Genomic DNA, 23,794 nt, shown 5'->3' with positions numbered 1-23,794 from the left:
CAGACGCTCTGGCAGCTTAAAAATAGACGCTGCTCGCGATTCTGTACAAGGTTTGTACAAGTCATCGGACAACAGGGATGTTCATTGGATCCATACAGCCGTGAGCAGAAAGCCCGCCAGCACGTAGGGGACGAAGGCCTGCTTGTCGCCCATCTCTTCGGTCAGGGTGGCCAGGCGCTTCTTCACCTTGGGGTTGAGCAGCGTCCACAGGCGCCTGCGGGCAAGCAGCCAGAGCACCACGCTGACGCCCGCACCGATGAAGGTGCCGAGCACATATTGCGGGCTGGTCGCCAGGGCCAGTGCGCCCATCAGCTTGACGTCGTCGGCACCGAAGCGGCCCAGCATGTAGCCCGGCAGCGTCAGCAACATGACGATGGCCAGGGCCCAGCCGGCGTCGCTGGCATCGGCGCCGATCCAGCTGTGCCCGGTGGCGAACAGCCAGGCCAGGGCGCCCGCGGCAAACCCCAGGGTCAGCATGTTGGCGATCTGGCGCTCGCGGATATCTTGTTCAGTGCACAAGGCAAGCCACATCAGGAGAACAATGCTTTGCATCGGCAGGCCGCCTTTCCCATTCGTTGAACACTTCTACCCGATCAGTCAGGTTTCCTAATCAGGGTAGACGCGATCTGACGAACGGGCAGGTCAGGGTGGCAAAAAGGTCGGCGGGGAAACGGCCTGGTGTCGTAACCAGGCCGCTTGCGAAGTGGCAGGTTTACTTCACCCGGCCCGGAGGATAGTTGCCGAGGACTTGGGCAACGGTCTTCTGGATTGCGTTGTTACGTTCGTCGGGGCTGGGCGGGTAGTTGTTCATGATCTGTTCGGCGCTGCCACGCCAGACCAGCTTGCCGTCATGGCCATCGAACAGGTCGACCTGGATGGTCGCCACCTTGTAGTCGACACTGCGGGTTTCGTTGTACATCGGCCCGCCCCAGTAACCGTTCCAGTAGCCGCCCCAGGCCCCGCCATAGTTGGTGGTGATCTGTTGCTGGCGTTGTTCGACGATCAGGTAGGCGCGGACGGTGACGTCAGGCCTGGCGCTGCCCTGGACGGGGCGCAGGCCGCGCTGGTCGAGCTGGTCGGCGACCGCCGCGCGGATACGCTGCTCGGTCAGGTCGCTCTTGATGCGTGGATCGTCCGGGCGGTATTGCAGGCCCGGTTCCTGCCACGCCCAGCTGCGATAGGCGGCAAAATCGCGGCTGGCGTCGAAATCCTGCTGAACGTTGTTGCTTGAGCAGGCGGCGAGCAACAGCGCGAATGACAGTAGAACGAGGCGGCGCAACATGATGGTTCTCCGTTAGGCGTTAACTGGGAGGATAGCCGCTGAGCGCCTTGTGAACCGATTCGCGCAGGGCGGTCTCGCGATCGCGCGGCGAGCCTTTGTCGCTGCCGCTTTCAGCGCTGGCGCTCCACACCGGCTGGCCGTTGCGGGCATCGAACAGATCGATGCGCACCACCATCACCTCCACTTCGTAGGTGCGTACGATCGGCACGCTGCCGTAGGCGCCGTAACCGTTGCGGTAGCCGCCGAAGCCGACACCGCCGTAGGGGTACGGGCCGTAATAGGGGTCGTAGTAGTCATAGTCACGCACTTGGCGCAGGCGCCGCTCCAGGCGCATGTCGGCGCTCACCAGCAAGTCGCCGGCAGCGCCCCGGGCAGGGCGCAGGCCATGTTGGTCGAGGGCGCCGCTGACGGCGTCGGCAAGCTGTGCCGGGTCGGCCTCGGCATTGCCGCTTGGCAGCTGGCCGTTGCGCCAGCTCCAGCTGCGGTAGTGCCCATAGTCGCGTGGCGGCGCCGGGTAGGCACTGGCGTCGAAGGTGTTGGCCGCTTGTGGCGGGGCCGGCGGCAGTGGGCGGCTGCTGGCCACATAAGGGTTGCTGGCCTGGCAGGCGGCCAGGGTGAGCGGCAGCAGGGCCAGGCACAACAGACGGTACGGCATGTAACCCTCCTGGAGGGGCGCAGTCAGCGGGGGCGGCACATCCAGTGCAGGTAGCGGCCGAGCCCGGCGAAGCTTGGGTGACGGCGGTGGGCCAGTTCCATTTCCAGCAGGTCGAGCAGCTCGGCCTTGTCCTGGAATTCCTTGGGCATGTAGTCGTGGAAGACGCGCACGCCACTCTCACTTTCGACTTGCCACATCACTTCAAGTTGCGCCTTGAGTTCCCGTGGATCAAGCGGTTTTTGCGGGGTCAGGCTCTGCTTTTCGCCTTCCAGGCGGTTGCTGCGCAGCTTGCGGAAATGGCCCTTGAGCAAGTTGCGGTAGACCAGCGCGTCGCGGTTGTAGAACGCCAGCGACAGCCAGCCACCCGGGGCCGTCAGCTGATGCAGCACCGGCAGGATGCTCTGCGGTTCGGCCAGCCATTCCAGCACGGCGTGGCACAGCACCAGGTCATAGGGCTCGGTGAGCTGGCCAAGCAGCTCTTGCCAGGGCGCCTGGATGAAGGTTGCCGCTTGACCCGCTTCTGCGAAGCGCGCCCGGGCACCCTCGAGCATCGGTGCGGCGGGTTCGGCCAGCGTCACATCGTGGCCACGCTCGGCCAGCCACAAGGCCATGTGGCCAAGGCCGGCGCCAATGTCGAGCACCCGCAGCGGTCGGTCTGGCAGGGCGTCGGCCAGGTCGGCCTGGAGCACGGCCAGGCGGATCGCACCTTTGGCGCCGCCGTAGATCTTCTCGGCAAAGCGTGTGGCCAGTTCATCGAAGTGACGGTCGTTCATCGGGCGAAACGCCTCTCGCTGTCGGCCAGCTTGGCCCGTACCACCTGCTCCATGTCCAGGCCCAGCTCGCTGCACAGCAGCAACAGGTAGAGGACCACGTCGCCGACTTCCTGGCCGGCATGGGCCAGCTGATCGGCGGGCAGCTGGCGCGATTGGTCCTCGCTCAGCCACTGGAAGATTTCCACCAGCTCGGCCATTTCGACGCTGGCGGCCATGGCCAGGTTCTTCGGGCTGTGGAAGCCGCGCCAATCATTGTTGTCGCGGATCTGGTGCAGGCGTTCGGTGAGTTCTTGCAGGTTCATCGGGGGTCTCCTAATGCTGCATAGCTTCAGCGCAGGCCCGATGCAAAGCAAGTGCAATCAGGGCGCTAGAGCACGGCCCAGCGCCCGACCATGTGCAGCAACCCGCCATGCCCGTCCAGCCGCAACTCGCCCGCCGGCCCCGCTTCGCTGGCACTGAGGACAACCTCCGAGGGCAAGCGCACTGGTTTGCGGAAGCCGACCTCGAAGCGATAACCACTGTTCGGGAGGTGCGTACGCAAGGCCGCCAATGCCATGGCGTTGCTCCACATGCCATGGGCGATGGCCTTGGGGAAGCCGAACAGGCGCGCGCTGGCGGCACTCAGGTGAATCGGGTTGTAGTCGCCACAAACCTTGGCGTAGCGCCGGCCGATGTCCGCGTCGGCGTACCAGCGGGTGACCTCCGCCAGGGCGCCAGGCTCGTTCTCCTCGCCATCGTCCAGCTGGCCATCCAGTTTCAGGCCACGCACCAGCATGCGGCTGGTCTCGCGCCAGAGCAGGCCAAGGCCATCTTCGGCTTCGGTGACCAGGTCAAAGGTGCCACCCTTGGCATGCGCCTGCAGATTGTCGGCATACACCGCAAAGCGCAGCCCGTCGATGCCGCCCAGCGGGCGGAGCACATCGATGCGGTTGTGCAGGTGAACCAGCCCGAGCAATGGGAAGGGAAAGTCGTGCGCAGTCAGCAGTTGCAACTGCAAGGTGAAGGCCATCACGTGTGGGTAAGTGCCGGGCAAGCGGCCATCGTCGGTGAAGTGGCAGAGCCGGCGGTAGGCTGCCAGGTTGCCGGGCTGCACACGGATGAAGCTGCGCAGGCCGCCGCTGGGCAGAGTATCGCCCGTGATCTTGCGTTTGCTGGCGGCGCGCAGGTAGAGGCTGGCGCGCGAATCCGGGCTGTGCAGGTCTTGCCATTGGCGGCTCATGTTCAGGCTCCCATCAAGGCCTGGCCGCACACGCGCAGCACCTGGCCGTTGACCGCCCCGCTACCCGGCTGGCTGAGCCAGGCGATGGCTTCGGCGACATCCTGCGGGTGCCCACCCTGGCCCAACGAGCTCAGGCGTCGCCCAGCTTCGCGCAGGCCGATGGGCATGGCGGCGGTCATGTGCGTTTCGATGAAACCGGGGGCCACGGCATTGATACTGCCGCCGCGCTCGGCAAGCTTCGCCGCCCAGGCTTCGGCGAAACCGATCAGGCCCGCCTTGCTCGCGGCATAGTTGGCCTGGCCGCGGTTGCCGGCAATGCCACTGACCGACGCCAGCAGGGTAATACGTGCGTTGTCGCCCAGCGCGCCGCCATCGTACAGGGCCTGGGTCAGCACCTGCGGTGCCTTGAGGTTGACTGCCAGCACCGCATCCCAGTATTCCGGGGTCATGTTGGCCAAGGTCTTGTCGCGGGTGATGCCGGCGTTGTGCACGACGATGTCGATGCCGTCGGGCAGGGCCTCGAGCAGTTTCGTTGCAGCATCGCTGGCGCAGATGTCCAGGCCCAGGGCCTTGCCACCGAGGCGTGCGGCGAGGGCATCGAGCTCCTGCTGGGCCTGGGGCACGTCGAGCAGCATCACTTCGGCACCATCGCGCGCCAGGGTTTCGGCGATGGCGGCGCCGATCCCGCGTGCGGCGCCGGTGACCAGGGCGCGACGGCCACCGAGCGGGCGGGTCCAGTCTTCGACCTGGGTGGCACAGGCCTGCAGGCGCAGGACCTGGCCGGACACAAAGGCACTCTTGGGGGACAGGAAGAAGCGCAGGGCGCCTTCGAGCTGTTCGTCCGCGCCCGCGCCCACATACAACAACTGCGCGGTAGCGCCGTTGCGCAGCTCTTTGGCCAGCGAACGGCTGAAGCCTTCCAGGGCACGCTGGGCGACCCTGGCCAGTGGGTCGTCGAGGGATTCCGGTGCACGCCCAAGGATCACCACATGGGCACAGGGGGCGAGGCTGCGCAGCAAAGGCTGAAAGAATTCGCGCAACTGCTTCAGCTGGTCGCTGTCGGACAGATGGCTGGCGTCGAACACCACGGCCTTGAGTTTCGGGCCCAGGCCGGCGACCCAGGCAGGCGCCTGCAGGCCGTCGCCATTGAAGCTGTACAGCGCCTCGGTCAGGCGCGGGGCGATGGCCTCGACCTGATTCGCCAGTGGCCCGCCACCGAGCACCAGTGCACCCTCCACCGGGCGCAGGCGGCCCGCCTGCCAACGTTCCAGCGGCGCCGGGCGCGGCAGGCCAAGGGCATCGACGAGGCGGCGCCCGAGGTTGGAGTTGGCAAAGCCGAGATAGCGGTCGCTCATGTGCGGGTCTCCTTGAAGGCAAGCTTGCAAGTGTGGACCAACTTTGTGGCAAGGTCGTTCGAATGCGGCAAAAACACCTAGGCTGTACGGACCAAATGGTTTCAGGAGGAACAAGCGCATGCGTTCAACTCGCCGGGTCGCGATACTGGGCGGCAACCGTATTCCTTTCGCCCGCTCCAACGGCGCCTATGCCAGCGCCAGCAACCAGGCGATGCTGACTGCAGCCCTGGAAGGCCTGATCGAGCGTTATCGCCTGCATGGGCTGCACCTGGGCGAAGTGGTGGCAGGGGCGGTGCTCAAGCATTCGCGGGACATGAGCCTGACCCGCGAATGCGTGCTCGGCTCGCGCCTGGCGCCACAGACGCCGGCCTACGACATCCAGCAGGCCTGCGGCACAGGGCTGGAAGCAGCGCTGCTGGTGGCCAACAAGATTGCCCTCGGGCAGATCGACTGTGGCATTGCCGGTGGCGTGGACACCACCTCCGATGCCCCCATCGGCGTCAACGAAGGGCTGCGGCGCATCCTCTTGCAGGCCAACCGCGGCAAGACCTTGAGCGAGCGGCTCAAGCCGTTCCTGCAATTGCGCCCAAGCCACCTGAAACCCGAACTCCCGCGCAATGGCGAGCCCCGCACCGGCCTGTCGATGGGCGAGCATTGCGAACGCATGGCGCAAACCTGGGCGATTGGCCGGGCGGAACAGGACGCGCTGGCGCTGCACAGCCATCAGCAACTGGCGGCCTCGTACAGCGAAGGTTGGCAGAATGACCTGCTGACGCCCTTCATGGGCCTGACCCGTGACAACAACCTGCGCACTGACCTGACCCTGGAACAACTGGCCAGGCTCAAACCCTCATTCGACCGCAGCGGCCTGGGCACGCTGACGCCGGGCAACTCCACGCCGCTCACCGATGGTGCCTCGCTGGTGCTGCTGGGCAGCGAACAATGGGCGCAGCAGCAGGGCCTGCCGGTGCTGGCCTATCTGGTCGATGGCGAAACCGCCGCCGTGGATTTCGTCACCGGCCGCGAGGGCTTGCTGATGGCGCCGGTGTACGCAGTGCCACGCTTGTTGGCGCGCAATGGCCTGACCTTGCAGGATTTCGACTACTACGAAATCCACGAAGCCTTTGCGGCACAGGTGCTGTGCACCCTCAAGGCCTGGGAAGATGCCGAGTACTGCCGGCAGAAACTGGGGCTTGAGGCACCGCTGGGGGCCATCGACCGTAGCAAGCTCAACGTCAAAGGCAGCTCGCTGGCGGCAGGGCATCCTTTCGCGGCTACTGGCGGGAGGATTCTGGCAAATCTGGCCAAGTTGCTGGCCAAGGCAGGCAAGGGGCGGGGGCTGATCTCGATCTGCGCGGCGGGTGGCCAGGGGGTGACGGTAATCGTCGAGCGGTGAAACACCGCGGCCTTCTGTGGGAGCGGGCTTGCCCGCGAAGAGGGCGACGCTGATCTCTGTTAGGCTTGTCTGCTCAGCACTACAAGAATTCGCTATGCAGACGATCGGACATCCCCGTGCCATTCCTGCTCTGGAGCGGTTGCCCAGGCCCCTTTATGCCCGCGCCGAAAGTCTTGGCGCCGGGTCCTGGACGACTCGCCATAGCCACGACTGGGTGCAGTTTTCCTACGCCATCAGTGGTGTATTGGGGGTGTATACCGACGATGGCAGCTACTTCGCCCCGCCGCAGTGGGGCGTGTGGATCCCCGCCGATGCCGAACATGAAGTGGTCACCTCGGGGCAGGCCGAAATGCGCAGCCTGTACATCCGCCGTGATGCCTGCCCGTGGGCGCCGGCGCAATGCCGGGTACTGGAAGTGACAGCGCTGGCGCGGGAGTTGATCAAGCAGTTCTGCCTGTTCCCGGCTGAATATGCCGAGGGCGACAGTGTCGAGGGCCGCCTGGTGGCCGTGTTGCTCGATCAGTTGCGCACCTTGCCCGAGGTAGGGTTTTCTCTGCCGCTGCCGCGGCATCCGGGGCTGTTGGCATTGTGCAATGGGCTGATTGCCGAACCGGACCAGGTGCAGACATTGCAGCAGTGGGCGGTGCAGCTGGGGTGCTCGGAAAAGACCTTGATGCGGCTGTTCCAGCGCGAGACCGGGTTGAGTTTTCGCAACTGGCGCCAGCGCATGCGACTGTTGTCGTCGCTGGCGTTGCTGGAGGCGGGGGACAGCGTGACCGAAGCGGCGTTGGGCTGTGGCTATGATTCGACTTCGGCCTACATCGCAGCCTTCAAGCAGTTGTTCGGGGCGACTCCTGGAGAATTGAAGCTCTGACGTTGCCTGTACCGGCCTCTTCGCGGGCTTGTCGGGGCGCCGAACCGCCGCGAAGAGGCCAGAACGGAAGGACTCAGGTGCGGAAGCGGCGCACCAGCGAATCCAGTTCATTGGACAGCCCCGCCAGGCTCTCGGAGTCCTGACGCGCCGCCTGGGCCAGTTCCGCCACCAGCTGCGCATCGCCATGAATCTGGCTGATATGGCGGTTGATGTCTTCGGCCACCTGGTGCTGTTCTTCTGCCGCCGTGGCGATCTGCGTGTTCATGTCACGAATGATGTCCACCGACTCGCGGATCTGCCCGAAGCTGTCACGGGCCAGGCCGATGCGGCTGACCGACTGCTGCGACACTTCCAGGCTGGCATGCATCTGCTCGGCCACTTCGGCGGTGCGGCTGGCCAGGTTGCCCAGCAAGCCATCGATCTCGGCGGTGGAGTCGGCGGTGCGCTTGGCCAGGGCCCGCACCTCGTCGGCCACCACGGCGAAACCACGGCCCTGCTCGCCGGCCCGGGCCGCTTCGATGGCCGCGTTGAGTGCCAGCAGGTTGGTCTGCTCGGCAATCGAGCGGATGGTGCCGAGGATCGACTGGATGGCGTTGCTGTCGCGCTCCAGTTGCTGGATCGATTGGGCCGACTGCTCGATCTCCTGGCTCAGGCGGTCGACGCTGTTGACCGCAGCGTCGATCTGCTGCTGGCCTTCGCGGGCCTGTTGCTGGCCACTGTCGGCCGATTGCGCGGCCTGGCTGCAGGAGCGGGCGACCTCATTGGCGGTGGCGACCATTTCGTGGAAGGCTGTGGAGACCATGTCCACGGCTTCACGCTGGCGCCCGGCCGCCTCGGCCATGTCGCTGGAGACCCGGGTGGAGCTGCTGGAGGTGCTGAGGATCTTGCTGGCGGCCGAGCCGATATGCTGGATCAGGCTGCGAATCGCGCCCAGGAACTGGTTGAACCAGTTGGCCAGTTGCGCGGTTTCGTCGCGGCCGCGCACGTCGAGGTTGCGGGTCAGGTCGCCTTCGCCCTGGGCAATGTCTTCGAGGCCGCTGGTGACGCTGTTGATCGGGCGCACGATGAGCTTGGCGAAGGCTGCGCCGACCGCGGCGAACAGTGCCGCCAGCACCAGCGCGATGGCGCCGATCAGCCAGGTCAGGCGGGTGGTGGTCTGCATCACCTCGCCGTGCTGGATCAGGCCGATGAAGGTCCAGCCCAGCTTCTCGTCAGGGTAGACGTTGGCCATGTAGCGCTCACCGTTGATCTCGACCTCGACCAGGCCCTTGCCGGCCTTGGCCAGCTCGGCGTAGCCATCGCCGAAGCTGGCCAGCTGCTTGAAGTTGTGGCTGGCATCGCGTGGGTCGACCATCACGTTGCCGTTGCTTTCCACCAGCATCAGGTAGCCGCTTTCGCCCAGCTTGATCTGCTTGACGATCTCGGTCAGGCCCTTGAGCGACACGTCGATGTTGACCACGCCGCCCGGGTTGCCGAGCTGGTTGGCGACGGCGCGTACGGTGCTGATCAGCACGGCATCGTCGGCAGCCCAGTAGTAGGCACCGGTGCGCACGGTCTTGCCGGGGTTGGCCATGGCCAGCTGGTACCACGGGCGTGGGCGCGGGTCATAGTTGACGAACTTTTGCCCGGCCGGCCAGCCGACGTAGCCACCATCACTCACGCCGTAGGAAACATAGGCATAGCCTGGGTGGGATTCTGCCAGGCGGGTGAAGAATTCCAGCAGTTGCTTGTCCTGATCGCCCAGTTCGTAGGACGGGTTGGCGCTCATGAACTTGTTCAGGTTGTTGCCGGTGGCCGCCACCATCGGCTGTGAGGCCAGGTAGGCGACGTTCTGGTCGATGCCCTGGAAGAAGATGTTCATCGCATTGCTGACCTGGCGGATTTCCCGGCTGCTGCCGTCGAGGAAGCCGTCGCGGGCTTCACCGCGCAGGTTGATCACCACCAAGGTGGCCACGAGGACGATGGGCAAGCCCGCGATGATCGCGAACGCCCAGGTCAGTTTCTGTTTGATGTTCATCGACACTCCCGGAATTTATTTTTTGCACGCGAGGCAGGTAGCAACTACATCGGCAGCTTCCGGGGGATTTTTAGCGAAAGTGCCCGTATTTATTGGGCGAGGTCGCATTTGGCGACTATTCGGTCGGCTTTGGGCTAATATGGCATACCAAAACACTGTGGCGTGTTGATATCAGCCCGCCACAGTGTTGAGCCGCGACCTCTCAATGGCAGCATCCAGCGCCATTGGCCAGGTCTTTCAGAATCGGGCAATCCGGGCGGTCATCCCCCTGGCAGTGGGCAACCAGTTCACCCAGGGTGTCACGCAGGCTCACCAGTTCCTCGATACGCCGATTCAGCTCATCGATATGCTGCATGGCCAGCGCCTTGACGTCGGCACTGGCGCGCCCGCGGTCTTGCCACAGGGTCAGCAGTTTGCCCACTTCTTCGAGGGAAAAGCCGAGATCACGGGAACGCTTGATGAAGGCCAGGCTGTGCAGGTCCTCGGCCTGGTACACGCGGTAGCCGCTGTCGGTGCGGGTGGCCGGCTTGAGCAGGCCGATGGATTCGTAATAGCGGATCATCTTGGTGCTGAGCCCGCTGCGGCGGGCAGCCTGGCCAATGTTCATCGGGCCTCCTGCGAAGTGCTGGTGGGTTTCCAGGTCTTCAGCCACAGGGCATTGCTGACCACGCTGACGCTGGACAGCGCCATGGCGGCGCCGGCCAGTACCGGGTTGAGATAGCCCAGTGCGGCCAGGGGAATGCCGATCAGGTTGTAGATGAAGGCCCAGAACAGATTCTGGCGGATTTTCGCATAGGTCTTGCGGCTGATTTCCAGCGCAGCGGGCACCAGCCGTGGGTCGCCGCGCATCAGGGTGATGCCGGCTGCCTGCATGGCCACGTCGGTGCCACCGCCCATGGCGATGCCGATGTCGGCAGCGGCCAGGGCCGGCGCATCGTTGATGCCGTCGCCGACCATCGCCACCACGCCGTCCTTTTTCAGGGCGGCCACGGTGGCGGCCTTGTCGGCCGGCAACACTTCGGCGTGGACATCGTCGATCCCGAGCGCATCGGCCACCACCTTGGCGCTGCCGCGGTTGTCACCGGTCAGCAGGTGGCTGCTGATGTGGCGAGCATGCAGGGCGGCAATGGCCTGCCCGGCGCCGGGCTTGAGGCTGTCACCGAAGGCGAACAGGCCGAGCACGCGAGGCGCTGTACCCCGTTCGATCAGCCACGACAGGGTGCGGCCTTCGGCTTCCCAGGCTTGAGCCTTGGCGGCCAGCTCGCCGGGTTGCAGTGCGCTTTCGTCGAGCAGGCGGCGGTTGCCCAGCGCCAGTTCGCGGCCCTCCACGCGCCCGGCAATGCCGCGGCCGGTAAGCGACTGGCTGTCAGCAACGGCGGGAACCTCCAGGCCCAGCTCGGCGCAGGCATCCAGCACTGCCTTGGCCAGTGGGTGCTCGCTGCCGCGCTGCAGGGCACCGGCGAGGCGATGCAGGTCAGCACTGTCATCGACCACAGCCTGGCTGTGGACCACGCGCGGGCTGCCGGAGGTGAGGGTGCCGGTCTTGTCGAACACCACGCGATTGACCGCATGGGCACGCTCCAGGGCTTCGGCGTCCTTGATCAGGATGCCGTGGCGGGCAGCCACTCCGGTACCGGCCATGATCGCCGCTGGCGTGGCCAGGCCCAGGGCGCAGGGGCAGGCGATCACCAGCACGGCGACTGCATTGATCAGCGCGGTCTCCAGCGGCGCACCCGCCAGCCACCAGCCAAGCAAGGTGAGCAGTGCCAGCACCAGCACCGCGGGCACGAATACCTGGCTGACCCGGTCGACCAGTTTCTGGATCGGTGCCTTGGCCGCTTGTGCGTCTTCGACCAGGCGGATGATGCGGGCCAGCACGGTCTCGGTGCCCAGTGCCTGGGTGCGCACCAGCAACCGGCCTTCGCCGTTGATGGCACCGCCGGTGACGCTGTCGCCGGGCTGCTTGGGCACCGGCAGGCTCTCGCCGCTGATCAGGGCCTCATCGGCGTGGCTGCTGCCTTCTTCCACTGCGCCATCGACCGGGAAGCGTTCGCCGGGTTTGACCAGCACCAGGTCGCCGAGGCGCAACTGGGCGATCGCCACGTCTTCCTCGCGGCCATCGATGACGCGTATGGCACGTTCCGGCCGCAACGCTTCGAGGGCGCGGATGGCGCTGGCGGTCTGGCGCTTGGCCCGGCTTTCGAGGTATTTGCCCAGCAGTACCAGGGCGATGACCACCGCCGAAGCTTCGAAATAAAGATGGGGTGGCATGCCGACCGGGGCCTTGGCCCACTGGTACAGGCTCAGGCCATAACCCGCGCTGGTGCCCAGGGCGACCAGCAGGTCCATGTTGCCGGCCCCGGCACGCACGGCTTTGTAGGCGGCCTTGTAGAAGCGTGCGCCGAGGATGAATTGCACCGGGGTGGCCAGCACGAACTGCGCCCAGGCAGGGAGCATCCAGTGCAGGCCGAACGGCTGTACCAGCATCGGCAGCACCAGCGGCAGGGCCAGCAACAGCGCGGCAGCGACGGCCAGGCGCTCGTTGCGCAGGCGCCGTTGGGCATCCTGCTGATCATCCTTGGCCGCGTGCGGCAGGCTGGCGCTGTAGCCGGCTTTTTCGACTGCGCCGATCAGCAGCGCATCATCGAGGGCCTGCAGCACCTCCAGGTGGGCACGTTCACTGGCCAGGTTGACGCTGACCTGCTCGACGCCCGGCAGCTTGCCTAGTGCGCGCTCGACACGCCCTACGCAGCTGGCGCAGGTCATGCCGCCGATCTGCAGCTCCACGGTTCGGGTCGGCACACCATAGCCGGCGCCGCGCACGGCCTCGACCAGGGCTGGCAGGCTGTCGGCCGGGGCCTGGACCCTGGCCTGTTCGGTGGCGAGGTTGACGCTGACCTGATCAGCGCCGCTGACTTTTCGCAGGGCGCGCTCCACACGGCCAGCGCAACTGGCGCAGGTCATGCCGGAGATCGGCAGGTCGAACGTGGTAGATGCGGGCATGGCGCTCCTCCTTGGCAGGGCTTGAGCATCAGCATCAACCTTGCCACCCGGGGAAGGTCAATAGCCCAGGCCGGCTCGCTTCAATTCAAGGCCATTGTGGCCCATGGCGATGCGGTACTTGCTGATCTGGCCCGCTTGCAGGTTGAGCCGCGTGCTGCGTTGGTCCTCGATGCCTGGGGCGCAGCCTGGCATTTGCCCGGGCAGCAGGCGCAGGCGCACGTCGACCGGGCCGGGCGGCAGGTTGAAGGACGTGGACTGTTCCTGGAACACGCGGCCGGAGAGCTGATCATTGAGGTACACGCCGATTTCGCAACTGGTGGCCACTTCCAGGCGTTCCCGGGAAATGATCAGCACGCTGTAGTCCGAGTTGCCCTCGGCGCTGGCCGGTGGCACTGCGGCCAGCGCGGCCAACAGCCCGACAACACCCACTGCTGTCCTGAACATGAAGAATCTCCTGCTTGCACAAATCGTCAAAGGCGCAGCTTGGCCGAGGTCCGCGCGGATTTCCAGCCCGGCCGTTTCATGCAGAACTTGACCTTGCCCCGATGGCAAGCTTGAAACTGGGTAAAACCCTGAAGGAGGCGATACCCATGCAAGTGTTCAATGTTCAAGGCATGACCTGTGGCCATTGCGTGAAAGCAGTGACTCGCGCGGTGCAGGAGCAGGATGCGCAGGCCAAGGTGGAAGTCGACCTGGCTGGCAAGACAGTGCGTGTGCAAAGCTCGCTGGCGGCCGAGCAAGTGCTGGCGGCCATTCGTGAGGAAGGCTACCAGGCTGAAGCGATGTAGTAGCGGCCTCGTGTCGTGATCGCGACACAAGGCCGCTCCAGCAGGTAGACTTGGCGGCTTGCTTAGCCTGCTATGGATTCCTGATGAACCTGCGAATGGTGCTGATCCTGGGCGCACTGAGTGCGTTCGGGCCCTTGGCGATCGACTTCTACCTGCCCGCCTTCCCGGCCATGGCGCAGGCGTTCGCCACCGATGAAAAACATGTACAGGCCACCTTGGCGGCCTATTTTCTCGGCCTGTCGATCGGCCAGCTGGCCTACGGGCCGGTGGCTGACCGCTTTGGTCGGCGCAAGCCGTTGCTGTTTGGTGTGGCACTGTTCACCTTGGCTTCGCTGGCCTGTGCCTACGCCCCCAACCTCGACACCTTGATCGTGGCGCGCTTTGTCCAGGCACTGGGCGGTTGCGCCGGCATGGTGCTGTCACGGGCCATTGTCAGTGACAAGTGCGACCCGGTGGCATCGGCCAAGGTGTTCTCGCAGTTGATGCTGGTGATGGGCCTGGCTCCGATCCTTGCGCCAATGCTGGGCGGGGTCTTGGTGAACGTGGCCGGTTGGCAGTCGATTTTCCTGGCGCTGAGCCTGTTCAGTGCTGCCAGCCTGCTGGCGGTGAGCCTGGGCCTGCCGGAGAGCCTGCCGACGCACATGCCGCGCCAGCCGTTGTCAGGGGCATTGCGCCAATACCTGCGGTTGTTGGCGGACCGCGTGTTCATCGGCCATGCCTTGACCGGCGGGATCGCCATTGCCGGGATGTTTGCCTACATCGCTGGTTCGCCTTTCGTATTCATCAAGCTCTATGGCGTACCTGCGGAGCACTATGGCTGGCTGTTCGGTACCAACGCCGCCGGCTTCATTCTGGTCGCCCAGGTCAATGCGCGCCTGCTGGCCAAGCGCGGTCCGGCATTCCTGTTGGTGCGTGCGGTCTGGCTCTACCTGGCAGCGGGGCTGGTATTGCTTGGCGTGGCAGCTTTGCGCCCGGCGCAGCTGTGGCCATTGCTGGTGCCGCTGTTCGTCTGCATTGCCAGCCTGGGTTGCATCATCCCCAACGCCTCGGCCTGCGCCATGAGCGGCCAGGGCGCCCGGGCAGGCAGCGCGTCCGCACTGATGGGCTGCCTGCAGTTCAGCGTCGCGGCCGGTGCGGCGTCGCTGGTCGGCGTGCTGCATGACGGCAGTGCAGTGCCCATGACCTTGGTGATCAGCCTGTGCGGGGCGCTGGTGGTCAGTGTCGCGCTGTTGACCCGGCGTTTGCAGGCCACGCGTCCAGCATGAGCGGGTGAGGTGCCTGCAGGCGGGTTTCCAGGGTGGCGACGAAGGCGCGTGCTTCTGCCTCGCTGCGGAAACTCACCACATGCTGGTCGAGCCTTACCTGCCACGGGCAGTTGGGGTTACGGTTCGACGCGCTGACGACAATCTTCATCGTGGCATACCTCCGATTGGGGGGAGAGCGGGTCAAGTGTAGCGCCGCAGGCACTCGGCGCCATGACTTCGCTGGGTGTCCTGACTGGCGGTCAAGGCACCCATTTCCCAATGGCCCGTCCGACGATTCCGCCAGGTTTGCCTGGATTGTTGTGGAAGCTTCGCTTTGATTTGCGCTACTTAGGGAAGTGCGCTGTCAGCAGAGTCGCTGCCCGCCCTGGGCCGTCCTTCCTCATGCCCTGTATTTTCCTATCTGCCCCACGTTGTGAAGATCTGAATGCTCCGTTGACTCGTGTGAGGGGTGCCCCACCCAACGCGGGATGAGCCTGCCTGAGCATGTGCCGGGCTGCCGGGAGGGGCGCGGGTGCGGCTTATACTTGCGCCAGGGCAGCTTGCTTGGGGGCGATGAGCGTAGCCAAGGCTGGCCTATGGAAACCAGACGTGATCATGCGGGGAGATACAGGGACATGAATGCAGTCAGCAGTATCAGTCAGATTGCCGGCCTGATGGCCGACCCCAAGCGCAGCGCGATGTTGTGGGCGCTAATCGATGGCACACCGCGGCCGACCGATGAGCTGGCGATGATGGCCGGGCTGACCTCGTCTTCGGCCTGTGCCCACCTGTCGTTGCTGTCTTCGGCCGGCCTGCTCAGGCTCGAGGCGCGCGGGCGCAAACGCTACTTCAGGCTGGCGACACCCCAGGTGGGCGTCGCCGTCGAAGCGTTGGCCAGCGTGCAGCTGGCGACGGAAAAGGGCCCGCGCACAGAGGCCCTGCAATTGCCGATGTCGATGCGCAGGGCACGTCGCTGTGGCGATCATCTGGGGGGCGAGCTGGCCGGTGAGCTGTATCACCGGCTGGTGGTGGCGGGTTGGCTGGAGGGCAGCCAGGCAGAGCTGATGGTCAGCGAGGAGGGGCGAATGCAGCTGGCCGCCATCGGCGTCTACATAGACGCGCTGGCATCGCGCAAGCAGCGCGGCTGTGTGATCTGCCACTGCAACGAGTGGAGCGACCAAGGGCCGCACTTGGGCGGCAGCCTTGGTCAGGCATTGCTCAAACTGTTTCTGCAGTCTGGCTGGATACGCGAGTCTGAAGGCTCGCGGGTGTTGCAGATTTCTGCCGAAGGTGTGCAGCAGATCAACCGCATAGCCCGCGTGATGACGTTGCAACTGGGCTAGCCCGCAACGCCCTCTTCCGCTCAGGCCAGGCGGGCATCCAGGCTGTTCTGTGCCAGCCGGCGGGCCTGGTCTTCGGTCATGCCCAGGTGGGTGTGCAAGGCGTGGAAGTTCTCGGTGACGTAGCCGCCGAAGTAGGCCGGGTCGTCCGAGTTCACTGTCACCTTCACGCCACGCTCGAGCATGTCGAGGATGTTGTGCCGGCTCATGTGGTCGAACACGCAAAGTTTGGTGTTCGACAACGGGCAGACGGTGAGCGGGATCTGCTCGTCGATGATGCGCTGCATCAGGCGTTCGTCTTCGATGGCGCGCACGCCGTGGTCGATGCGCTTGATCTTCAGCAGGTCGAGGGCTTCCCAGATGTACTCGGGTGGGCCTTCCTCGCCGGCGTGGGCCACCGCCATAAAGCCTTCGCTGCGGGCGCGGTCGAAGACGCGCTGGAACTTGCTCGGCGGGTGGCCCATTTCCGAGCTGTCCAGGCCGACGGCGATGAACGCGTCGCGGAAGGGCAGGGCCTGGTCGAGGGTCTTCTGTGCTTCGTCTTCGCTCAGGTGACGCAGGAAACTCAGGATCAGGCCGCTGCTGATGCCCAGCTGCTCACGGCCGTCCTTCAGCGCCTGGTTGATGCCATTGAGCACGACCTCGAACGGGATGCCGCGGTCGGTGTGGGTCTGCGGGTCGAAGAACGGTTCGGTGTGGATGACATTCTGCGCCTTGCAGCGCTGCAGGTAAGCCCAGGTCAGGTCGTAGAAGTCCTGCTCGGTGCGCAGCACGTCCGCGCCCTGGTAATACAGGTCGAGGAATTCCTGCAGGTTGTTGAAGGCGTAGGCGCTGCGCAGGGTTTCCACGTCGTTCCACGGCAGGGCAATCTTGTTGCGCTCGGCCAGGGCGAACAGCAGTTCGGGTTCCAGCGAGCCTTCAAGGTGCAGGTGCAGTTCTGCCTTGGGCAGGGCATTCAGCCAGTCATACATAGAGGGATGTCTCGAATCAGGTACGGTTGCCGCCATTCTACAGGGCCTGGCCGGGCATTGCGCCCGGCCGGTCGGTATTCACTTCACCAGGTGAGTGGCTCGCCCTTATAGTTGATGAAGCGCAGGCCACCTTGGCCGCTTTGTGCCTTGATCTGTTCGAGCATGCCACGGGTACTGGTGAGCACGTCGATCTCGGCGTTTTCGCCGCCCATGTCGGTCTTCACCCAGCCCGGGTGCATGGCCAGCACGCACAGGTCGGGGCGCTGCAGTTCGACCACGAAGCTGTTGATCATCGAATTGAGCGCGGCCTTGCTGGCCTTGTACAGGCAGATCTCGCCACCGTCGGGGATGGTCACGCTGCCCAGGATCGAACTCATGAATGCCAACACGCCACTGCCTTCGCGCACCTGGCCGGCCAGGCGGCGGGCAACGCGGATCGGGGCCACGGCGTTGGTCATGAACAGGTCGCCGATGGCCTGGGTGCTGACGGTTTCCAGGTCTTGCGGGAGAGGGCCCATGACGCCAGCGTTGACGAACACCAGGTCGAACACCTCACCCTGCAGGCGCTGCTTGAGCCCGTCGAGCTGGGTGGTGTCGTTCATTTCCAGTTGTTCGATGCGCACGCCCGCTACCTTGGCAAGGTCGCCAGGCTGTTGGGGATTACGCACGGTGGCTGTGATGTTCCAGCCGTCTTCGTGCAGGCGTTGTACCAGGCCCAGGCCAAGGCCACGGGAGGCACCGATGATGAGGGCGTTTTTTGAGCTGGCCATGTAAGCGCTCCTTGTTCGGTTGAAGTGAAAGGCTTTGAGCATAATGCAGACGGCGCGCATCTGCTTTTTCCCGAGACTGAACAAAAAATGATCAGTGGCTTGGGGCCGTGGGCGAGCGGGGGCTTGCCCCGTTGGCTAACGGGTTATCCACAGCGTCGTCCACAGTAAATGTGAGCAAGCGCAACGATAGGGGTTGTGTAATGCGCCTGACACACTGGGGATAAGTCTTGAGGGTTCAGGTGTTTACGGCTGTCATCAAACAGTGATCAAAATATGTTCAATGCTCTGCAGGCCTTGCCGGGCATGGGCTGTAAAGGAGTGCCCCAAGCTTATCCACAGGCCGGCCCACAGTAGATGTGGGCAAGTTTCAGCAGGCTTCGAGGATGATCCGGCCGCGGCTCAGGTCGGCCAGTTGCTGTTGCAGGGCGGGTTGATGCTCGGCGCCCACGGCAATCTGCAGGTCGACGCCATTGGCGGTGAACTGCTCGTCGAGCACCAGGCCATCCACCTCGGCCAGGCGCAGTTTCACCAGTGCCAGTTCGCTGAAAGCGCAGCTGCAGTTGTATTCGCTGCGTTGAATCAGCAGGCGTTTCGGTGCCTGTTGCAGGCACTTGTTGGCACCACCGCCATAGGCGCGAGCCAGCCCACCGGTGCCCAGCTGGATGCCGCCGTACCAGCGGATCACCAGCACCACCACCTGGTCGCAGTCTTGCGCCTCGATGGCCGCAAGGATCGGCCGCCCGGCGGTACCACCGGGTTCACCATCGTCGTTGCTGCGGTATTGCCCGCCGATCTTCCACGCCCAGCAATTGTGCGTGGCGGCTGGGTCGCTGTGGCGTTCGATGAAGCTCATCGCCTCGGCGGCACTGTTGATCGGGCCGGCGAGGGTGATGAAGCGGCTCTTGCGGATTTCCTCGCGAAATTCGCAGAGGTCGAGCAGGGTAGAAGGCATAGATGAACGTCAGGCAGCCGGCTTGATGCCGCACCCCTTGAGTATGATGTGGATAAGGTTGTTGCTGGCATCTTCCATGTCTTGCTTGGTCAGGCGGCTGCGGCCGGTGACCTGGCAGATCTGGGTGGCGAAGTCGGCGTAGTGCTGGGTGCTGCCCCAGAGCAGGAAGATCAGGTGCACCGGGTCGACCGGGTCCATCTTGCCGGCCTCGATCCAGGCCTGGAACACGGCGGCCCGGCCGCGGAACCATTCGCGGTAGTCGGCGCTGAAGTACTCGGTCAGGCAGGTGCCACCGCTGATCACTTCCATCGCGAAGATCCGCGAAGCCTGTGGGTTGCGCCGGGAAAACTCCATCTTGGTGCGGATGTAGTGGCTCAGCGCTTCGCCCGGGTCGTCCTCGACGCTCAGGGCGTTGAAGGTGCTGTCCCACAGCTCGATGATGTTGCTCAGCACGGCGATGTACAGGCCGAGCTTGTTGGTGAAGTAGTAATGCAGGTTGGCCTTGGGCAAGCCGGCCTTCAGCGCGATGGTGTTCATGCTGGTGCCTTTGAACCCATGGCGGGCGAATTCGTCTTCGGCGGCCTGGATGATGGCCTGCTCGTTCTTCTGGCGGATGCGGCCGGCGGGCTTGCCCGAGGCGGCGAGGCGATGCGCAGGGACTTCTAGGGTCATGGACGATTCCGGACAGGTCTGTGGCAACGAATGTCGGACAAGATTACCTGCCTGTGCTGGCGTGACAAGCCTTAGCGTCAGAAGCGGGCATCAGCGTGTCGCAGCCAGGCTTTCCAGGAAGCTTTCCAGCACCAGGTTCGGTCGCCGCCCCTTGCGCGTGACCCAGCTCAGGCTCAGGTCATAGAAGCGTTGCGCCGGCTTGAGTGCACGCAGGCGACCTTGCTGGACCCAGAAGGTGGCGTAGTGGTCGGGCAGGTAGCCGATGTAGCGCCCGGTGAGGATCAGGAACGCCATGCCTTCGCGGTCCGAGGCACTGGCGGTGCAGTTGAGGGCCTGGTAGTGCGCCTGGATTTCCGCAGGCAGGCGGAAGGTCGGCGCGATCGCTTCCTGGCTGTTGAGGCGATCATCGTCGATCTGCTGGTTGTCGGCGTAAAAAAGCGGGTGGCCAACCGCGCAGTAGAGTTGAGACCGTTCGCTGTACAGCGGTTGGTACTCTAGGCCGGACAGCGGGCTGGTCTGCGGTACCACGCCGACGTGCAGGCTGCCGTCCAGTACCCCCTGCTCGACCTGGCTGGGGGCAATCATGCGGATCTGGATGCGCACATCCGGGCCGCGGTCCTTGAGCTCGGCCAGGGCATGGGTGATGCGCATGTGCGGCAGGGTGACCAGGTTGTCGGTCAGGCCGATGTTGAGCTCGCCGCGCAAGTGCTGGTGCAGGCCGTTGACTTCAGTGCGAAAGGTTTCCAGCGCACTGAGCAACTGCAGGGCCGAGTGATAGACCTCGCGGCCTTCCTCGGTCAGCGAGAAACCGGCACGGCCGCGCTGGCACAGGCGCAAACCCAAGCGCTGTTCGAGGTCGTTCATCTGCTGGCTGATGGCCGAGCGGCCGATCCCCAGTACGTTCTCCGCCGCCGAGAAACCGCCGCATTCAACGACGCTTCGGTAGATTTTCAGCAGGCGGATGTCGAAATCGCTGACTTGCGCGAGAGGGTCGGGGCGTCGGCTCATAAGTTTAGTCTTGCGCTACCTGAAGATTAGAAATGTAGGCTTTTTCAGACTTTATCCGCGTGCGAATTTAGCTGCAACAACATCCATCGTTGCCTAATCGTCTTCCGAGGAACCGCCGATGAACATGCCCGAAACCGCTCCTGCCGGTATCGCCAGCCAGTTGAAGCTGGATGCCCACTGGATGCCCTACACCGCCAACCGTAACTTCCAGCGCGACCCACGGCTGATCGTGGCGGCCGAAGGCAACTACCTGGTCGATGACAAGGGGCGCAAGATCTTCGACGCCCTCTCTGGCCTGTGGACCTGCGGCGCCGGGCATACCCGCAAGGAAATCACCGAAGCGGTCGCGCGCCAGGTCGGCACTCTCGATTACTCCCCGGCGTTCCAGTTCGGCCACCCGCTGTCGTTCCAGCTGGCCGAGAAGATCGCCGAGCTGACCCCGGGCGACCTGAATCACGTCTTCTATACCAACTCCGGCTCCGAGTGCTGCGATACCGCGCTGAAGATGGTGCGTGCCTACTGGCGCCTGAAGGGGCAGGCCACCAAGACCAAGATCATTGGCCGTGCCCGTGGTTACCACGGGGTCAACATTGCCGGTACCAGCCTGGGCGGCGTCAACGGCAACCGCAAGATGTTCGGCCAGCTGCTGGACGTCGACCACCTGCCTCACACCGTGCTGCCGGTGAACGCCTTCTCCAAGGGCATGCCGGAAGAGGGCGGCATCGCCCTGGCCGATGAAATGCTCAAGCTGATCGAACTGCACGATGCGTCGAACATCGCCGCGGTGATCGTCGAGCCGCTGGCCGGCTCCGCCGGTGTGCTGCCGCCGCCGAAGGGTTACCTGAAGCGCCTGCGCGAAATCTGCACCCAGCACAACATCCTGCTGATCTTCGATGAAGTCATCACCGGTTTCGGCCGCATGGGTGCCATGACCGGTTCCGAGGCCTTTGGTGTCACCCCGGACCTGATGTGCATCGCCAAGCAGGTCACCAACGGTGCCATCCCGATGGGGGCGGTCATCGCCACCAGCGAGATCTACCAGACCTTCATGAACCAGCCGACCCCGGAATATGCCGTGGAATTCCCACACGGCTATACCTATTCGGCTCACCCGGTAGCCTGCGCCGCCGGTATCGCTGCGCTCGACCTGCTGCAGAAGGAAAGCCTGGTGCAGTCGGCTGCCGAACTGGCGCCGCACTTCGAGAAGCTGCTGCATGGCGTCAAGGGCACCAAGAACATCGTCGACATTCGTAACTATGGCCTGGCCGGCGCGATCCAGATCGCTGCCCGCGACGGTGATGCCATCGTGCGTCCATACGAAGCAGCCATGAAGCTGTGGCAGGCCGGCTTCTATGTGCGTTTCGGTGGCGACACCCTGCAGTTCGGCCCAACCTTCAATACCCAGCCGCAGGAACTGGACCGCCTGTTCGACGCGGTCGGTGAAGCCCTGAACCAGATCGACTGATCTTTCCGCTTTTGACGTAGGGCGCGTGATCTAACCACGCGCCTGCCTCAACTTTCTTTATCCGGAGTTTTGCATGAGCATTGTTCAGCACCTGATCCACGGCGAACTGGTTACCAAGGGTGAGCGCACCGCCGATGTCTTCAACCCGTCTACCGGCCAGGCCGTACGCAAGGTCGAACTGGCCAGCCGCGCGACCGTGCAGGAAGCCATCGATTCGGCCAAGGCTGCCTTCCCGGCCTGGCGCAATACCCCACCGGCCAAGCGCGCCCAGGTGATGTTCCGCTTCAAGCAGCTGCTGGAGCAGAACGAAGCCCGTATCTCGCAGATGATCAGCGAAGAGCACGGCAAGACCCTGGAAGATGCGGCCGGTGAACTGAAGCGTGGCATCGAGAACGTCGAGTTCGCCTGCGCGGCGCCGGAAGTGCTGAAAGGCGAGTACAGCCGCAACGTCGGCCCGAATATCGACGCCTGGTCCGACTTCCAGCCACTGGGCGTGGTCGCCGGCATCACCCCGTTCAACTTCCCGGCCATGGTGCCGCTGTGGATGTACCCGCTGGCCATCGCCTGCGGTAACGCCTTCATCCTCAAGCCATCCGAGCGCGACCCGAGCTCCACCTTGTTCATTGCCCAGCTGCTGCTGGAGGCTGGCCTGCCAAAGGGCATCCTCAACGTGGTGCACGGTGACAAGGAAGCGGTCGACGCACTGATCGAAGCGCCGGAAGTGAAAGCACTGAGCTTCGTCGGTTCGACTCCGATTGCCGAATACATCTATGCCGAAGGCACCAAGCGCGGCAAGCGCGTGCAGGCCCTGGGCGGTGCGAAGAACCACGCGGTGCTGATGCCCGATGCCGACCTGGACAACGCGGTCAGCGCGCTGATGGGCGCCGCCTATGGTTCGTGCGGCGAGCGTTGCATGGCTATTTCGGTGGCGGTGTGCGTGGGTGACCAGGTTGCCGATGCACTGATCGCCAAGCTGGAGCCGCAGATCAAGGCCCTGAAGATTGGTGCTGGCACTTCCTGCGGCCTGGACATGGGCCCGCTGGTCACCGCTGCTGCCCGTGACAAGGTTGTCGGCTACATCGACGACGGCGTTGCCGCTGGCGCCAAGCTGGTGGTGGATGGCCGTGGCTTCCGTGTGGCGGGTAATGAAGATGGCTACTTCGTCGGTGGCACGCTGTTCGACAACGTGACCCCGCAGATGCGCATCTATAAAGAAGAGATCTTCGGCCCAGTGCTGTGCGTGGTGCGCGTGAACAGCCTGGAGCAGGCCATGCAGCTGATCAACGATCACGAGTACGGCAACGGCACCTGCATCTTCACCCGCGACGGTGAAGCGGCGCGCCTGTTCTGCGACGAGATCGAAGTGGGCATGGTCGGTGTCAACGTGCCGCTGCCGGTGCCGGTTGCCTACCACAGCTTCGGTGGCTGGAAGCGTTCGCTGTTTGGTGACCTGCATGCCTATGGCCCGGATGGGGTGCGCTTCTATACCCGTCGCAAGGCAATCACCCAGCGCTGGCCGCAGCGTGCCAGCCATGAGGCGTCGCAGTTTGCGTTCCCTAGCTTGTAAGGGATGAAATGAAGCGGGGAGGCCGACAGGCCTCCCCGCTTTGTTTTTCAGCGATATTAACGTTTCTTGAAATTAAGGGTTGACGGCCTTTCGAATCCCCTTATAATGCGCCCCACTTCCAGCGACATCGGAACGACAAACTCCTTGAGATTCAACGAGTTAGGTGGTTAAGGTGGTGTCGGAGGCGCTTCGATCGCATGATCGACAGCGGTTGAGATGAAGGTTGACAGCGGTTTTAAACGCTGTATTATTCGCCTCCCGCTACGAGAGATCGCAGCGAGTCAAGTGTTTGAAGCTAAACGAGTTTCTCGCAAAAAACTTCAAAATAAACGCTTGACAGCAAATGAGGAAAGCGTAGAATGCGCGCCTCGGTTGAGACGAAAAGCTCTTAACCAAACGCTCTTTAACAAATCGAATCAAGCAATTCGTGTGGGTGCTTGTGA

General features: G+C 64.1%; 25 protein-coding genes and 1 pseudogene. 8 read left to right on the top strand and 18 right to left on the bottom strand.

Annotation, left to right across the window (positions count from 1 at the left end; all coding sequences use genetic code 11):
- Positions 1-81: 81 nt before the first annotated feature.
- The 7 genes from CAF78_RS05610 to CAF78_RS05580 form a co-directional block, all read right to left on the bottom strand.
- Complete coding sequence (locus tag CAF78_RS05610; protein WP_085676843.1) at positions 82-552, bottom strand: A24 family peptidase; 471 nt, start codon at positions 550-552, stop codon at positions 82-84.
- Between the two features lie 160 nt (positions 553-712).
- The gene (locus tag CAF78_RS05605) at positions 713-1,282 is read right to left on the bottom strand and encodes a DUF4136 domain-containing protein (RefSeq protein WP_085676844.1); all 570 of its coding nucleotides are present in this window, start codon (positions 1,280-1,282) and stop codon (positions 713-715) included.
- Between the two features lie 19 nt (positions 1,283-1,301).
- On the bottom strand, positions 1,302-1,937 hold the full coding sequence (locus tag CAF78_RS05600; RefSeq protein ID WP_085676845.1) for a DUF4136 domain-containing protein: 636 nt from the start codon (positions 1,935-1,937) through the stop codon (positions 1,302-1,304).
- A 23-nt stretch (positions 1,938-1,960) separates the two neighbouring features.
- Positions 1,961-2,710, bottom strand: coding sequence for a methyltransferase domain-containing protein (locus tag CAF78_RS05595; RefSeq protein ID WP_085676846.1), 750 nt, complete (start codon positions 2,708-2,710; stop codon positions 1,961-1,963).
- Complete coding sequence (locus CAF78_RS05590) at positions 2,707-3,012, bottom strand: MazG-like family protein (protein WP_027920833.1); 306 nt, start codon at positions 3,010-3,012, stop codon at positions 2,707-2,709. Before CAF78_RS05590 ends, CAF78_RS05595 begins: the two co-directional genes overlap by 4 nt.
- 65 nt (positions 3,013-3,077) lie before the next feature.
- Complete coding sequence (locus CAF78_RS05585; protein WP_085676847.1) at positions 3,078-3,929, bottom strand: MaoC/PaaZ C-terminal domain-containing protein; 852 nt, start codon at positions 3,927-3,929, stop codon at positions 3,078-3,080.
- 2 nt (positions 3,930-3,931) lie between these two features.
- Entirely contained in the window at positions 3,932-5,284 is a 1,353-nt protein-coding gene (locus tag CAF78_RS05580; RefSeq protein ID WP_085676848.1) for a 3-oxoacyl-ACP reductase, read from the bottom strand.
- A gap of 118 nt (positions 5,285-5,402) precedes the next feature.
- On the opposite strand from CAF78_RS05580, the gene CAF78_RS05575 reads away from it, so the two are divergent.
- Both CAF78_RS05575 and CAF78_RS05570 read left to right on the top strand, forming a co-directional pair.
- Positions 5,403-6,680 carry an acetyl-CoA C-acetyltransferase gene (locus tag CAF78_RS05575; protein WP_085676849.1) on the top strand — a complete coding sequence of 426 codons (1,278 nt, stop codon included), beginning with the start codon at positions 5,403-5,405 and terminating at the stop codon, positions 6,678-6,680.
- A gap of 94 nt (positions 6,681-6,774) precedes the next feature.
- Positions 6,775-7,554 (top strand): helix-turn-helix transcriptional regulator, encoded by a 780-nt coding sequence (locus CAF78_RS05570; protein WP_085676850.1) that lies wholly within the window; start codon positions 6,775-6,777, stop codon positions 7,552-7,554.
- Positions 7,555-7,627: 73 nt separating this feature from the next.
- Here CAF78_RS05570 and CAF78_RS28970 read toward each other — a convergent pair whose 3' ends face one another.
- The 5 genes and pseudogenes from CAF78_RS28970 to CAF78_RS05550 form a co-directional block, all read right to left on the bottom strand.
- Positions 7,628-8,356, bottom strand: coding sequence for a methyl-accepting chemotaxis protein (locus CAF78_RS28970; protein WP_371856896.1), 729 nt, complete (start codon positions 8,354-8,356; stop codon positions 7,628-7,630).
- 129 nt (positions 8,357-8,485) lie between these two features.
- Positions 8,486-9,415: pseudogene (locus CAF78_RS28965) on the bottom strand (cache domain-containing protein); the annotation flags it as partial.
- A gap of 358 nt (positions 9,416-9,773) precedes the next feature.
- The gene (cueR, locus tag CAF78_RS05560; RefSeq protein WP_085676852.1) at positions 9,774-10,178 is read right to left on the bottom strand and encodes a Cu(I)-responsive transcriptional regulator; all 405 of its coding nucleotides are present in this window, start codon (positions 10,176-10,178) and stop codon (positions 9,774-9,776) included.
- Positions 10,175-12,574, bottom strand: a complete 2,400-nt coding sequence (locus CAF78_RS05555; protein WP_085676853.1) for a heavy metal translocating P-type ATPase — start codon at positions 12,572-12,574, stop codon at positions 10,175-10,177. Before CAF78_RS05555 ends, cueR begins: the two co-directional genes overlap by 4 nt.
- 57 nt (positions 12,575-12,631) lie before the next feature.
- A complete protein-coding gene (locus tag CAF78_RS05550; RefSeq protein ID WP_085676854.1) occupies positions 12,632-13,018 on the bottom strand; it encodes a hypothetical protein in 387 nt (128 codons plus the stop codon).
- 146 nt (positions 13,019-13,164) lie between these two features.
- On the opposite strand from CAF78_RS05550, the gene CAF78_RS05545 reads away from it, so the two are divergent.
- Together CAF78_RS05545 and CAF78_RS05540 are read left to right on the top strand one after the other, a co-directional pair.
- Positions 13,165-13,362: a heavy-metal-associated domain-containing protein gene (locus tag CAF78_RS05545; RefSeq protein ID WP_085676855.1), complete on the top strand. Its 198-nt coding sequence runs from the start codon at positions 13,165-13,167 to the stop codon at positions 13,360-13,362.
- Positions 13,363-13,445: 83 nt separating this feature from the next.
- Complete coding sequence (locus CAF78_RS05540; RefSeq protein ID WP_085676856.1) at positions 13,446-14,627, top strand: multidrug effflux MFS transporter; 1,182 nt, start codon at positions 13,446-13,448, stop codon at positions 14,625-14,627.
- On the opposite strand, the gene CAF78_RS28720 is transcribed toward CAF78_RS05540, so the two are convergent.
- Entirely contained in the window at positions 14,578-14,775 is a 198-nt protein-coding gene (locus CAF78_RS28720) for a hypothetical protein (protein WP_082432304.1), read from the bottom strand. The two genes, CAF78_RS05540 and CAF78_RS28720, sit on opposite strands and share 50 nt — an antisense overlap.
- A gap of 466 nt (positions 14,776-15,241) precedes the next feature.
- Here CAF78_RS28720 and CAF78_RS05530 point away from each other — a divergent pair, with 466 nt between their 5' ends.
- On the top strand, positions 15,242-15,949 hold the full coding sequence (locus tag CAF78_RS05530) for a helix-turn-helix transcriptional regulator (protein WP_085676857.1): 708 nt from the start codon (positions 15,242-15,244) through the stop codon (positions 15,947-15,949).
- A 20-nt stretch (positions 15,950-15,969) separates the two neighbouring features.
- On the opposite strand, the gene CAF78_RS05525 is transcribed toward CAF78_RS05530, so the two are convergent.
- The 5 genes from CAF78_RS05525 to CAF78_RS05505 all read right to left on the bottom strand — a co-directional run bounded on the left by CAF78_RS05525 (position 15,970) and on the right by CAF78_RS05505 (position 20,319).
- Positions 15,970-16,917 carry an adenosine deaminase gene (locus CAF78_RS05525; protein ID WP_085676858.1) on the bottom strand — a complete coding sequence of 316 codons (948 nt, stop codon included), beginning with the start codon at positions 16,915-16,917 and terminating at the stop codon, positions 15,970-15,972.
- A gap of 83 nt (positions 16,918-17,000) precedes the next feature.
- The gene (locus CAF78_RS05520) at positions 17,001-17,687 is read right to left on the bottom strand and encodes an SDR family oxidoreductase (protein ID WP_085676859.1); all 687 of its coding nucleotides are present in this window, start codon (positions 17,685-17,687) and stop codon (positions 17,001-17,003) included.
- Positions 17,688-18,054: 367 nt separating this feature from the next.
- Complete coding sequence (locus tag CAF78_RS05515; RefSeq protein WP_085676860.1) at positions 18,055-18,639, bottom strand: YigZ family protein; 585 nt, start codon at positions 18,637-18,639, stop codon at positions 18,055-18,057.
- Between the two features lie 9 nt (positions 18,640-18,648).
- Positions 18,649-19,311, bottom strand: a complete 663-nt coding sequence (locus CAF78_RS05510) for a TetR/AcrR family transcriptional regulator (RefSeq protein ID WP_085676861.1) — start codon at positions 19,309-19,311, stop codon at positions 18,649-18,651.
- A gap of 90 nt (positions 19,312-19,401) precedes the next feature.
- A complete protein-coding gene (locus CAF78_RS05505) occupies positions 19,402-20,319 on the bottom strand; it encodes a LysR family transcriptional regulator (RefSeq protein ID WP_054886800.1) in 918 nt (305 codons plus the stop codon).
- Between the two features lie 118 nt (positions 20,320-20,437).
- On the opposite strand from CAF78_RS05505, the gene CAF78_RS05500 reads away from it, so the two are divergent.
- From CAF78_RS05500 to CAF78_RS28640, 3 genes are all read left to right on the top strand, one after another.
- A complete protein-coding gene (locus CAF78_RS05500) occupies positions 20,438-21,784 on the top strand; it encodes an aspartate aminotransferase family protein (RefSeq protein WP_085676862.1) in 1,347 nt (448 codons plus the stop codon).
- Between the two features lie 73 nt (positions 21,785-21,857).
- The gene (locus tag CAF78_RS05495; protein ID WP_085676863.1) at positions 21,858-23,351 is read left to right on the top strand and encodes a CoA-acylating methylmalonate-semialdehyde dehydrogenase; all 1,494 of its coding nucleotides are present in this window, start codon (positions 21,858-21,860) and stop codon (positions 23,349-23,351) included.
- A 216-nt stretch (positions 23,352-23,567) separates the two neighbouring features.
- On the top strand, positions 23,568-23,794 hold a 227-nt coding region (locus CAF78_RS28640; protein WP_218189784.1), incomplete at its 3' end, for a hypothetical protein.

It is taken from the genome of Pseudomonas sp. R28(2017) (assembly GCF_002112505.1).
GTDB lineage: Bacteria > Pseudomonadota > Gammaproteobacteria > Pseudomonadales > Pseudomonadaceae > Aquipseudomonas.
Note: the sequence above shows the minus strand (reverse complement) of the source record. Positions and strands in the feature narration are given on the sequence as shown.